This window comes from Paenibacillus sp. JT22N12, assembly GCF_056269365.1.
In genome coordinates, this window is record NZ_JBWDNU010000001.1 from 1 (window position 1) to 13269 (window position 13269).

Below are 13269 nucleotides of genomic sequence, written 5' to 3' on the forward strand. Positions count from 1 at the left end.
GGATAGTATTGATACTTTTGTCCTTTAATCGCCATAAAAATGCACCCCTTAGAATTCATCGGAATAACCAGGGGGTTTTTCCAATGTCTATTCTAAGGGGTGCACTTCATTCCGCTTCGCGGCATGTGTCCGGGGCTTTTTTTTGCGGAAAGTTTGATTCTAAATAGGTTGTCCCAATTTGCCCCTCCCGAATCCTCCAAAACACTCCGGCCCAAAGGGCACTGCCTCTCCCTTTCGTTTATTAAATGTGAGTTCAAATCTGCAGCGAACTATGGTACATTTGAAAAACAGCTTCAAAAAATGAACCGGGAGGAAGTACTCATGATTAATACGGCATGCTCCGGCTCCATAGAGCCCATCCTGAAGATCCTGGAAGGAAAATGGACGCTTCTCATTCTGCGCGATTTATTTAATGGCATTAAACGATTTGGGGAATTGCGGCGTTCGCTGCAGCCGATTAGTCCGAAAACGCTGACCGATCGATTGCGTCTGCTGGAGGAACAAGGAATCGTTACGCGTACCCTCTACCCTGGTGTGCCTTTGCATGTCGAATATGAGCTTACTGAACGCGGGCGGCGTCTCCAGCCTATTTTCGCTGCCATGTGGGAGTGGTCGCAGTTGGAAAATTCGTGCCCTGCAGAAGAGTTAAGCGGCAGCAGCATAAAATAATCCCCGTCTGCGGTCAGACGGGGACTTAGATTTGGATTATATTGCGGAAAAAAGGTACCAACCCAAACGTCTGCGAACATCTGCTTTTCAGAGGGCTGATCAAATAACTTCCTCTACTTGCCTGATATGGTGCTTATCATGCCCCTGCATATCAGCAAGAAACTGATTCAAAATAAAAGGAGCTCCATCGGAATCCGTAACTTGTAAATTCAATATCCGGCATACTTCCATCTTAATAAATAAAGCCGCGATGCAGTACGCGACTTTTAATCAGCTTCTGATTTTTCGGCAGCTACTTACTTATAACTTTGCGCGATGGTCTCCAGGTATTCCTCAATAGGCACGGAGTTTCGAAGCGCCATCAGCCCGTTGCCCGCGTCACCGATCAGTGTGCGGAATTTATTGCTCTCCCCTGTTGCCTGGGCAGCAATGGCGTCGACGATAACCTGAGGATCGTCCAACTGGCTGCTGTCCGCATTCTCCATCAGACTCTCGACCCTGGTCATCAAATCATCGTAAGCCGTAATGCTGGCATCTTTATTCCAGGTTATATTTTCTTTGAAATTATTGCCTTCCGAGCCGCCCTGCTCAATCAGTCTAAGCTCGATATTCAGCGGCTTCAGCTCGTAATACAGACCTTCCGTTAAGCCTTCCAGGGCAAATTTGGACATATTGTAAAGCGATCCGAGCGGTACGGCTGTCGTCACTCCCATGAAGGAGCTGATGTTGATAAACATGCCGCCGCCATTAGCCCTGAAATGAGGTAAAAATTTGCGGATTACATTAATCGTTCCGCGCGTATTAACGGCAAACTGCCAGTCGATGGCATCCTCTTTGGCTAATTCCAGCGGGCCGTAAGTACCCATACCGGCGTTATTTACAACGACATCGATTTTTCCGAAGGCGGCAACCGCCTGTTCGACGGAAGCTGCAACCTGTTCAAGGTTTGTAACATCAAGCTTGAAGATTTTTATGTTGTCATATTGGGTAAGTTCCGTTTCTTTCTCCGGTGTTCTCATTGTAGCTGCGACGTTCCAGCCCAGCTTGGCAAAATGAATGGCTGTTAATTTACCCAGGCCTGAGCTTGTTCCCGTAATAAAGATTGTTTTATTCATTGTTATTCCTCCAAATTGTTTTTTTGATCCGACCATAAATCGAACATTCATTCTAATCATGCTTCAAAATGTCCCTGAATGCATAACCAGCTGCCTGCCTAGAACTGAACGTTCGTTCTAATCATATAGCAACACAAATATAACGTCAATCCATAAAAAAAGCCAAACCCCGATTGATTCCAAGGCTTGGCTGTAAGCATGATATTTAAACAAGAAGCGCGTCATGGCCGATGATGGCCTTCGGCTCCAAATATTCTTCGATGCCGAAAATGCCATGCTCCCTGCCGATTCCGGATTGCTTGAACCCGCCGAAGGGCGCTTTGGGCTCGTCATGCAGGCCATTGACAGATATTCGTCCCGCGACGATCTGCTCGGCCACACGGTTTGCCCGCTCCAGACTGCCCGAGCTGACAAAGGCTTGCAGGCCGTAAGAGGTGTCATTCGCGATCTCAACCGCCTCCTCTTCGGTCTTGTAGGTCAGGATGACCAGAACCGGCCCGAACACTTCTTCCCGGGCAATGGCCATGTCGTTCGTTACATTGGCGAACACCGTCGGCTTGACGAAATATCCCCCTTCAAGCCCTTCCGGGCTTCCTTCCCCACCGGCTACCAATTCGGCTCCGGCTTCGATAGCCTGCCGGATATAACGCTGCACCGTGTCATACTGCTTCTGGTTTACCATTGGACCAATCAGGGACGTCTTGTCCGACAGATTGCCTACTTTTACGGCGTCGATCGCCGTTTTGATCAGCCGCTTCACTTCTTCCAGACGGGATTCCGGAACGATCAGACGAGTGCCGGCCAGACAGGCCTGGCCGCTGTTGATGAATCCGGCGCTTACCGCGAGCGGAATCGCTTTGGTAAAATCGGCATCGTCCAAAATGACGTTAGGCGATTTGCCGCCCAGCTCCAGCGTCACTCTTTTCAATTGTTCCGCCGCGCCCTTGGCGATCATTTTCCCGACCCGTGTAGAGCCTGTAAAGGCCATGACCGCTATATCCGGATTATGCGTCATTTCTTCGCCCACGACTTCTCCCCTGCCGTTCACAATGTTGATGACACCGGCCGGAATGCCGGCTTCATGAATACATTCTGTGAATAATTGCGTCTGAATGGCGCTGAGCTCGCTTGGTTTCAAAACCATCGTGCAGCCGGCGGCAAGGGCAGGTGCGAGCTTATTGGCAATATGAGTCGAATTCGCATTCCAGGGCGTGATCGCACCTACGACTCCAAGCGGCTCCATGTGTACCTTGGCTTTGCCCGCGAATCTTGTAAATTCATATTCCTCGGCAACCTCTTTCGTGTGCAGAAAGGCATCAGCCGCGAGCTTGGTCAACATCGTGGCAACGGAAACCGGAGCGCCGTATTCCTCGATTGTTGCCTGCGTCAGTTGGTCGAATTTGTTCATCATTGCATCATGCAGCCGCTGCAGCATGTCGGTACGCTCTTTTACGGTTGTTTTGGAATAGGTTTTAAACGCCGCTTTGGCTGCCGCAATCGCGAGCCGGGTATCCTGGGCATTTCCCAAAACGACCTTGCCTATCACCTGCTTGTTAGCAGGATTAATGAGCTCCAGCTCTTCCGTACCCAGCGGTTTCACGAATTGGCCGTTGATATAGATCTGATCGATGATTTTCACGTCAAGATTCCTCCCGGGAATATTATTTTGAAAAACGCCGCCGATAACTTATCGGTTATCTTCGGCACAAGCACAGCATAAACCTTAAAGTTAACTTTAAGTCAAGCAGTTAATTATTACCCTGTGCAATCAGTCGGGTAGGAGGATCTTGACAAACCACCGGATAATGCAGCAAATCAATCTATTTAGTTTGCTCGTTCATGATTCATCTCATGCGGAAGCAGCCCCGCCTGCCGCCTGCAGAAGGCACGCTTTTTTCCAGCCCCCGTATCTGTAGTACAGAGCGGTCAACACCGTGGCGATGGCGAAGCTGATCGGGAAGCTCCACCACATAGCATCGAATCCATAGTGGATGCCGAGGAAGGAAGCAAGCGGAATACGGACGATCAAGAGGGCGATGAAGGACACGATCAACGGCACGACTACCGAACCCGATGACCGGATAACCCCGGCCATAACGTTGAATACGCCGAATATTATAAAGGACCATAGTGTAATATTGTTGATGTGCACACCAAGATCGATGGCCTTTCCCTCCTGCGGCAAGAACAGGCCGAGCGCTTCGCGGTTGAACAGATGCAGGCATAGGACGAGCACTCCTGTCAGCAGAACGTTGAAGCCGACGCCTGACCACGTAATGCGTGAAACGCGGTCCCACCGTCCGGCCCCGATATTTTGCGAAGCCATCGAGGTGACTGCGCCTCCCACAGCCAGTGCAGGCATCTGGACATAGCTTGAGATCTGGTTGGCGATGCCGAAGGCCGCCGTCGCCTCGGAGCCGTAAGCGTTGACATAATGAATGAGAATCAGGTTGCTGAGCGACACCACGACCATATTCAGTCCCATCGGCAGCCCCTTCTGGATAAGGGTTTTGATGACCAGCCAGTCCATGCGGAGCAGATGCAGATCATTCCGGGTCAGCCGCAGGAAGTATTTCTTCCCGTACAGATAGAGGACAAGCAGGACGAAGCTGATCGATTGGGCGATCAGCGTAGCCAGAGCCGAGCCCGCAATTCCGAGCTTGGGAAACGGGCCAAAGCCCTGGATCAGCAGCGGGTTAAGCGCGACATCAAGCACGGCGGACAGCAGCAGGAAATAAAAAGGCGTCTTGGAGTCGCCCGAGCCCCGAAGCACGGCCATGATGAGATTGAACCCGAACATGAACGGGACGCCGGCAAAAATAATGCGCGTATAGGACACCGCAAGCGTTTTGGCGTCCGCCGGAGTATTGAGCAGATCAAGAATGGCTGGCGAGAAAATCACGCCGATGGCTCCGATAATAATGGATAAGATCACAAAAAACACCGTACTGGTGCCGACTACCTTCTTGGCGTCCTGAACCCGCTGGGCCCCCAGATTTTGTCCGACCAGGATGACTGCCGCCATGGAAATTCCGAATATGGCGCTGATCAGAAAAAACATGATGAGGTTGGCGTTGGACGTCGCGGCCAATGCGGTTTCACCGAGAAACTTGCCGACCCAAATCGAATTGATGGAGCCGTTCAGCGCCTGAAGCACGTTGCCAAGTAAAATCGGCAGCGAAAAGACAAATAATGTTTTGGCGATTGGCCCTTCCGTCAGGCTGGGCCGGGCTGCTTTTTGCTGAGAGGATGTCATTGTGCGTTCGTCTCCTTATCCGTTCTTCTTGCGGCGCCAGGCGCCCTATTGGTTTATTGTACATCATTGGGCTGGACAAGTGGACATTAAGGTAAACAAAAAAAGCCGCAAATCTGCGACTTCTTAAGGATTCATGCCCCAGGACTTAGGAGAATCGGGATCGGGATATCTAAACACCCGCAAGCTTTTTCCGGTCTGGCGCGTGCGGCGGCTCCTCCATCCATCCCCGCTCGATCAGCAAATCCATGCCATCCTTGCCAAATTTCAAAACCTCCAACAGAAGCTTGGAATACTCTACGGTCAAATCCGTTCTCGTTGCGGTCGACAGCGAACGTCCCAGGAAGGAAACGGCCGCTGAATTGGTCAATGTGATGATCCCCAATATCAACCGCTCGGAAAATGGCGAAACGGTCGAGGTTGTGACATCCGTATTAACCATATTGTTTCCCAGCAGATCATCCTGGATCAAGATTTCATTTAAAAATTCAATTTGCTTGTTGGCCAGCTTTTTCCCGCGCAATAAATATTGCTTGATCTGGTCGTCTCGGATGATTTGCGAAAATCCCGTCAGCAGTATTACGGCATAATTATTTCGCTCGAGATTGAAGAAGATGTCGGAAATCTCCAATACATTTAACGGCCGTTTCGGCTTGAACCATTCGGTGAGCATACCTGGTTTATCATTCATGAAGCTCACATGTTCGGGATACGGAATGAAGGCTGGCCGATCGTAAATACCTTTGGAGAGCATCAGATCCGTCGCTTTATTGAACATCTCCAATGAAAATTGCATCCAGTCCGAGAATAACGCGCGGACATCTTCCCGTGCAGCACTGGTCGTATAGGCAGAATACGAAATTAAATCCATCCGGCTGACCGAATAAATATAACTAAGCGGGAAAAGGCCGAAGAACAAGGAAGGCGCGGACAAGTCCACATCATCATCGTTATACCCTCTGGGGACCGGGAATTTTTCTTCTGTGAATATATGCGTGATGTTCTTCAAATGGGCCTGGTATCTCTTTAACGATTCTTCAAGTAATGGGCGAGCCTCTTTATCCTCCAGATATTTCAAGAAATATTGGGACAGGCAGATCGCCATGCTGCAGCTGATATAAGCAGACCACAGGGCGGCAATTTCCGAAGCAGTTAATCCGACCTTCTGTTTCGTGCGCATAGAACACGCTCCTCGGCAAGTTTTTCTTAATATGTGCCTCCTGCCGCTGCAATATGTGATCATCCTGTCTACAAGCTAATCCATATTTGATAACTCCTGTCAAAGTACGAAAACTGATTGTGCGATGAATGAAAGCTTAAAAGATGTTAATCGTTTATATCTATCTTCTTGCAGGATGCTCCTTCATAACGTCAACTCTTCCCCGTTCTCTCCATATACATTTTTGGAGCGCACGAATTTGCGTTTCTCCACGAAATTTCCGAGCCTTGCCATCAGCATCGTTACGACGACGGTGAAGATGACCATTCCGTAGAAGCCGGCGCCGATTCCGATTCCGACTCCGCCGACGAACAATATCATGGCCGCAGAGGTCAGCCCCTTCACCTGCAGGCCATTTTTGAGAATGACGCCCGCGCCCAGGAATCCGAGACCGGACACAATCTGCGCGGCCAGACGCATGGGATCCATCATGGTCCGCAGATTGCCGGTGCTGTATTTCTCCACGCTGTATATGGATGTGAGCGTAATGAGCGTGCTGGCGACGCAGACGTACATATAGGTTTTCAAGCCTGCCGGCTTGCTCTTCGACTCGCGGTCCCAGCCGATCAGAAATCCGAGCAGCGCGCTGAGCGACACCCGAACATACATCTCATAATGCTGAAACAGATGCATTTTGACGCTCACGAGCAAACTGTCCAACTAAAGCCCACTCCCTTCGTTTGCCGCATTATGTCGAAGCAGCCCTGCGCCGGCGTGTTCAACCCGAATTGCGGACGATATTCAGCGCAGGCACCGGATTGTTGCAGGTCATCAGAGTCGCGCCGCATTCCCGTGCATAACGGACCTGCTCCTCAACATCCGGGCAATAGCACCAGGCCAGCAGCCCCATTCCGCGGAATTGGCGCACAATATCCGGCGTCAACTGTTTCATGCTGATCCCTACCGCCCACATCTTGGAATAGGTTCCGCCGGGTCCGGCAACGAAATTGCTCATATTCTCACCCGGGAATCCCTGCGTTCTCAGTCCGTGACGATCATGGATATGAGCAATGACGTCCGCATCGAAGCTGGTGAATACGCAGCGTTCCAGGTATCCGTATTTCCCGAGCTCAACAATCGCAGCATCGGCAACCTCCCGGCTGTCCGCGGCAGGCTTGATCTCCACATTCAGCAAAACATTCGGGTACCGCTTCAATAGCTCGCACAGTCCGGTTAAAGTCGGAATCCGCAGTCCCGCGAATTCACCGCCGAACCACCCTCCCGCATCCAGCCGGCCCAGCTCCGCCATCGTAAAGTCACTCACACTTCCGGAGCTGTCGGTCGTGCGGTCTACGGTCTCATCGTGGACGATGACGACTTCCCTGTCCCGGGAGAACCGCAAATCGAACTCCAGCATATCGGCGCCAAGCTCCAGCGCCTTCGTGAATGCCAGAAGCGTATTCTCCGGATAAGCAGATTTATAGCCGCGGTGTCCGGCAACGATAACCCTGGAATTATCCTGCAGACGTTCTATCATCCCGCATTCCTCCCTTATCTGCCAATTTTAAAAGTGATGCGGCGCGGCAAGCGTTATGCCGCCGCCGCATCGGTTCCATTCCATCCGTTACTGGGCGAGAATCCGCTCTGTTTCTTTCTTGAAGGTGTCAAGCGTTGAAGGAATATCTTTGCTGTCGTACATAATGGCTTCGATTGCGGAGAAAAATTCATGCATGATTTCCGGCCAGGCGACATCCTTGTTCGTATCGACGGCATATTGAAGCTGATCGTATGCCACCTTGCGGTTCGGCTCCTTGGACCATAGATCCTGGATCTCCTGGGATTCCGCCATCTTCTTCGTGAAAGGCAGATATCCGGAATCGAGAATAAACTGCAGACCGCCGTCCGGGTCATCCATCAGGTAACGGATAAATTCCCATGCCGCTTCCTTATGCTTGGAGCCGGACAGCATGGAGACGTTGGCGCCTCCCGTCGGGCTGGCATACTTTTGATCCTGCGGCAGGAAAGCGGTCACATAATCAAAGTCGACTGTTTCCTTGAGGCTTCCAATCGTCCCTGTGGACTGGAACATCATGCCGACCTTGCCCTCCAGAAACATCTGATTGACGATATTTCCGGAATCCTGCGCAGGCGGATAATACAGGGCGCCGGTATTCTGGAGATCCTTCAAATATTGGAACACCTTGACGCCCACGCCATTGTCCATGAAACCAAGGGATGTGTTGTCATCATTGAAAAATTGGCCTTCCGCCTGAGAAATAAGGGCGATCGGGTACCAGGTGTCGTAGGGCATCGTCAGACCGTAGCGCTTATACTCGCCGTTCTCTTTGACGACCAGCGCATTGGCCGTCTTCTTCATTTCCTCCCATGTCGCGGGAATGGGCAGCCCCAGCTCGTCGAGCAGCGTTTTGTTGACATGCAGAATGGGGGTTGAACGGTTAAAGGGCAGCGACACAAGCTTGTCGTTGAACACGGAATGTCCCATCAAGCCCGGTGTGAAGTCGTCGGAACTCATATTCGACTTATCCAGGTAAGGCGTCAGATCCTCCAGCACGTCCGAATCCGCGAACAGCTCCACATAGGCACGCTCAAGCATGCTTACATCCGGAGCGGTATCGGCAGAAACCGCCTGCTGCAGTTTGGTAACGGTTTCATCATACCCCCCCTGAAAGGTGCCGACCACTTTGATATCGTCATGGCTTGCGTTGAAGCGCTGGATCAATGCATCCAAATACTCGCCGTTCTTGCCGCCTACCGAATGCCAGAACTGTACGGTGGTCTTCTCCCCTGAAGCGGCATCATCGGGAACAGTCGAGTTTGCCGCTGGCGCATTGGAATTCCCCGTGTCCGAGCCTGCTGCTTGATTCTCCGGATTCCCGCCGCTGCAAGCTGCCAGCAGGCTGGCAAATAAGGCAATGATGAGTGCAAGGCTTGCTGCTCTATTGCGCATTGCTAATCTCCTCCGTCATATATGTTTTGGAAAAACGGACAACGAAGCCGGCTATTTGATCCCCGAATAAACAAACGCTTTCACAATCTGCCTCGAGCAGACCAGATAAACAAGCAGGATGGGGACAACCAGCACGACGTTGCCGGCCATAATGATATGCCAATTGCTGATGCCCTCGGTTTCCCGGAGCATTGAAATGCCGATCGTCAGCGGCCTGACAGCGGACGAATCCGTCATGACCAGCGGCCAGAAATAATCGTTCCAATGGCTGACGAAGCTGAACAGCGCAACCGTCGCAAGCGCCGGCAATGACATCGGTGTCATTATGTTCCACATGATTCTATACTCACTGGCATTATCCAGTCTAGCCGCTTCGATGATTTCCTCGGGAATCTGCATGAAGTATTGGCGCAGCAGGAAAATGCCAAAGGCGTTGGACATGAACGGTATGATTTGCGGCAGCAGTGTCTTGATGATCCCCCAATCCGCCAGCATCAGATAGACGGGAATGAAGGTCACCTGGCCCGGGATCATGAAGGCCAGCAGCACCATGCCGAACAGGACATTTTTCCCTCTGAATCTGTATTTGGCGAAAGCGTATGCAGCCGGAATCATCACAAGCAGCTGGAGCACGATGACCGACGCCGTAATCACGAGCGAATTCCGCGCATAGGTCAGGAACGGCCCGGCTTGCATTGCCTCAACAAAATTGCCCCACTGCGGCGACGCCGGAATCCAGGTAGGCGGGAATGACAGCGTTTCCCGGAATGTCTGGAGCGAGGTCGAAATCATCCACAGGAACGGGAAAATAAATACCGCCAGCACGGCCGCCTTCAGCAGCGCGTTCAATGACATCCGCAAATGTCTGAATTCAAGCCTCAAGGCTTTGGACCCCCTTTCCCGAACTTGTCGGGCGTTTCATTGGTAATGGACCTTCCTGGACAGCAGCCGGAAATACAGCAGCGTCAGCAGGGCGATTATAGCCATCAGCACGACTCCCGTGGCGGACGCATAGCCGATATTCGTGGTCCTGAAGCCGTAAATATAGTAGACCAGCGTATTGGTGGCATCATTGGGGCCTCCGCCGGTCATGATCTTGACGGTGTCGAATACTTTGAAGGAACCGATCGTCATAATAATCAGTACGAAAAAGAGCTGAGGTGAAATAAGCGGCAATGTAATTCTGAAGAATACCTGGAGCTTGCCGGCGTTATCCAGCCTGGCCGCTTCGAAGAGCGGGGTTGGAATGCTTTGCAGCGCCGCCACCATGATCAGCGTGTAGTAGCCGATACCCTGCCATACCGACACGATGATGACGGACAGCATCGCTGTCCGGGAGCTCTGCAGCCATGGGGAGGCCGGCAGCCCGACCCCCTTCAGCACGTAATTGAGAAAGCCCAGATTCGGCTCCATCAGCCAGAGCCACACGAGCGATACGGATACAATGGAAATAATATGCGGAGTGAAGATGCCGGCCTGCACGACGGCATTCAGCCGGCCTTTCTTGCCGATCCATACGGCGATAAGCAGCGAAATCGCCATCGTCAGAACAACGACTCCTGCCGTGTACACCGCCGTATTGCCCAGCGCCTTGTAGAAATCTCCGCGTGTGAAAATCTGGTCATAATTGTCGAAGCCGATAAATTTGCTCTTCGCTTTGTTCATCAGATTGTATTTGAAAAAGCTCAAATATATCAGATAAATGACGGGGTACATGACGAACAGGCAGATGCCCGCCATGGCCGGACCGATCATGACATAGGGACGCAGCCCTTCCCATAGCCGTCTTCGACTCATTCCGATACCTTCTCCTTTTGCCTGCCGCTGTTTCATTCTATCGGCAATCCCGATGGGCGCCATTCACTTACCTCCTTCAATAAATAGCTGCCTGCCTTATCCCATAATGTACCTGCCGTTAAACCGAATACACCGTCATGCCGAAATCCCGAAAAGGCTTGAGCTCCTCCTCCGAGGCTTCCGTCCCGGTAATGAGCGTATGAATGGCGCTGTTCGGAGCTACGGTATGAAGGGACAGCTTGCCGATTTTGCTGTCGTCCGTGACGACGATAATTTCCCGGGCCGCCTTGATCATCCCCTGCTTGGCGGGCACAAGCTGCGCTTCCGGATGCATAAGCCCATGAACGGGATGAATGGCGGGAATTCCGATGAAAGCCTTCTCGACATGAAGCGATTCAAGCACATGATCGGTAAACATGCCGTTGAGCATGTAGCTTGACGGATACAGCTCTCCTCCGGTCAATATTACCTTGACACCGGAGGCATCACGCAGCTCGGCGGCGATATTGATATCGTTCGTCACGACAATAATATTGGAGCGGTGAATCAGATTGCGGGCAATATGAAGCGTTGTCGTACCCGAATCGATAATAATATGTTCTCCATCCTCGACAAGCCCTGCCGCCATCTGGCCAATCCGCATCTTCTGCTCCAGCTGCTTGGACGAGCGTTCGCTGAACGGCGGCTCGTCATGCGTCCACTGCTCGGCGATCACGCCGCCATGCGTCCGTTTCAGCAGACCTTCCTGTTCGATCTCCATCAGGTCGCGCCTGATTGTCGCCTCATGGACATTGAACTGCTGCGCGAGCCCGGCAACCGTCGCAATCCGGCATTGTCTCACATGTTCCACAATTCGCATTTTTCGCTCTGCTGCTAACATATACATCCTCCACACCTGTTCATATTTACTCATATCTATTGTATGATTTTTGTATTTGTTTGCAAGTGCGCGCGTTTGCTGATGCAAGCCGGGAACGATCCTGCAGCATGGAGATACATAGTAAGGCGGATATCGTTAAGGAAACTGCGGGCGTATCATACAGAAGACCTTCCTTGTGAGCAAACTGACCGGCTCGCATCGGGAATGGTCGGGCGGTTATCTCCACCAGCCTCATGCTCGAAAATGTTCATTTACCAGCGGAAGTCGAGCATAACCTTTGTCCAGCTCCGATGAGCCTCCGCCTCTTTCATGGCACTATCGAAATCGCCGGCGGAAGCAATAACAGTGCGCTTCTCCGGCAGCAGTCTGCCGAGCGTGCGTTGACAATCCTGGTCCTTCATCGCCGCCAGCACAGGATGGAAATCAGCTCTCGAGCTTCTGCTGCTTCCTCTCATCGTGATTCCTTTCTCCAGCACATCCCTTGTGTTGATCGGCACCCGGTCTTCCGTCACGCCCATCAGGATCAGCTGCCCGCCTGGCCTCAAAATATCGATGGCCTGATTGATTGCGCTTTCGGAAAACCGGCCGCCGGTGCATTCGACTGCGATATCGAAGGAGGGATCGGAAGAGAAATCATAATCCTGAACCAGACTTACCGTTGCGAAATCGAACTGGGCGAGCTTCTCGGGAATCGCCCCGAATACGAGCAGGCGGTCGCGTCCGACGCCATATACATGCCGCAGCACGGCTGCAGCCAGATAGCCGACCGGCCCGTCTCCGAAGACGGCGATCCTTGAGTTTGCCAGCCTATCCGCCACGGGGGAAAGCGCCTGATAGGAAACCGAGCACAGCTCGGCGAGGACGGCGATTTCGTCCGGCACTTCGTCCGGCACGGGAATCACGCATGGGGCGGGCATCACCAGCCGGTTTTGGGCCATTCCGTCCATGCCGCTTCCCAGAAACCGGCCGCGGTGGCAATAGTTCTCGCCGCTGCCAGTGCGGCATGCCGGGCAGCATTGCTCCGGCGGAATGCCGTCCGACAGATAGCCGGGAATATTCGGAACTACCACCACTCTCTGACCGGGCTTCAGCTCGGGCGCCCCGCTGGCAACGATCGTGCCAATACCTTCATGAATGAGCGCCATCGGCAGCTTACGCTCCAAAGCCTCCGGTCTTCTGTTCCCGCTGTAATAGCGCAAATCGGCGTGGCAAATGCTGCCCATCGACGGCTCGACCACGACCTGCCGGTCCGAAACCTCGTGCTCAATCGTCGCTTCGATGATTTGATGCGGCTTGATCAGCCTGTAAGCCTTGGATTTAACCTTCGTTATGCTGTCACTTGGTTGAATCAATCTCTAACCCTCCGCTCGTTATTGCGTTTTTATGATCATAAATGTTCATTTGTGCACATGGAGATAATACCGCCAA

General features: G+C 52.2%; 12 protein-coding genes. 1 reads left to right on the top strand and 11 read right to left on the bottom strand.

Translation table 11 applies throughout. The annotated features are described in order from the left end of the window. Window positions 1-321: 321 nt before the first annotated feature. A complete protein-coding gene (locus AC0YOA_RS00005) occupies window positions 322-669 on the top strand; it encodes a winged helix-turn-helix transcriptional regulator (RefSeq protein WP_475784851.1) in 348 nt (115 codons plus the stop codon). Between the two features lie 296 nt (window positions 670-965). Here the strand turns inward: AC0YOA_RS00005 and AC0YOA_RS00010 are convergent, their stop codons facing one another. From AC0YOA_RS00010 to AC0YOA_RS00060, 11 genes are all read right to left on the bottom strand, one after another. Continuing rightward, window positions 966-1784 carry an SDR family oxidoreductase gene (locus tag AC0YOA_RS00010; protein WP_475784852.1) on the bottom strand — a complete coding sequence of 273 codons (819 nt, stop codon included), beginning with the start codon at window positions 1782-1784 and terminating at the stop codon, window positions 966-968. Window positions 1785-1989: 205 nt separating this feature from the next. Continuing rightward, complete coding sequence (locus AC0YOA_RS00015) at window positions 1990-3423, bottom strand: aldehyde dehydrogenase family protein (RefSeq protein ID WP_475784853.1); 1434 nt, start codon at window positions 3421-3423, stop codon at window positions 1990-1992. Window positions 3424-3633: 210 nt separating this feature from the next. Next, on the bottom strand, window positions 3634-5040 hold the full coding sequence (locus AC0YOA_RS00020) for an MATE family efflux transporter (RefSeq protein ID WP_475784854.1): 1407 nt from the start codon (window positions 5038-5040) through the stop codon (window positions 3634-3636). Between the two features lie 169 nt (window positions 5041-5209). Beyond that, window positions 5210-6217, bottom strand: a complete 1008-nt coding sequence (locus tag AC0YOA_RS00025; RefSeq protein ID WP_475784855.1) for a DUF3231 family protein — start codon at window positions 6215-6217, stop codon at window positions 5210-5212. A 183-nt stretch (window positions 6218-6400) separates the two neighbouring features. Next, a complete protein-coding gene (locus AC0YOA_RS00030; RefSeq protein ID WP_475785769.1) occupies window positions 6401-6889 on the bottom strand; it encodes an MgtC/SapB family protein in 489 nt (162 codons plus the stop codon). 85 nt (window positions 6890-6974) lie between these two features. Further along, entirely contained in the window at window positions 6975-7733 is a 759-nt protein-coding gene (locus AC0YOA_RS00035) for a glycerophosphodiester phosphodiesterase family protein (RefSeq protein WP_475784856.1), read from the bottom strand. 87 nt (window positions 7734-7820) lie between these two features. Further along, window positions 7821-9164, bottom strand: a complete 1344-nt coding sequence (locus AC0YOA_RS00040) for an ABC transporter substrate-binding protein (protein WP_475784857.1) — start codon at window positions 9162-9164, stop codon at window positions 7821-7823. Between the two features lie 51 nt (window positions 9165-9215). Further along, window positions 9216-10019 (bottom strand): carbohydrate ABC transporter permease, encoded by an 804-nt coding sequence (locus AC0YOA_RS00045; RefSeq protein WP_475785770.1) that lies wholly within the window; start codon window positions 10017-10019, stop codon window positions 9216-9218. A 63-nt stretch (window positions 10020-10082) separates the two neighbouring features. After that, the gene (locus AC0YOA_RS00050; protein WP_475784858.1) at window positions 10083-10961 is read right to left on the bottom strand and encodes a carbohydrate ABC transporter permease; all 879 of its coding nucleotides are present in this window, start codon (window positions 10959-10961) and stop codon (window positions 10083-10085) included. Window positions 10962-11079: 118 nt separating this feature from the next. After that, complete coding sequence (locus AC0YOA_RS00055) at window positions 11080-11841, bottom strand: DeoR/GlpR family DNA-binding transcription regulator (RefSeq protein ID WP_475767003.1); 762 nt, start codon at window positions 11839-11841, stop codon at window positions 11080-11082. 251 nt (window positions 11842-12092) lie between these two features. Next, window positions 12093-13193 (bottom strand): alcohol dehydrogenase catalytic domain-containing protein, encoded by a 1101-nt coding sequence (locus tag AC0YOA_RS00060; protein WP_475784859.1) that lies wholly within the window; start codon window positions 13191-13193, stop codon window positions 12093-12095. Between the last annotated feature and the right edge of the window lie 76 nt (window positions 13194-13269).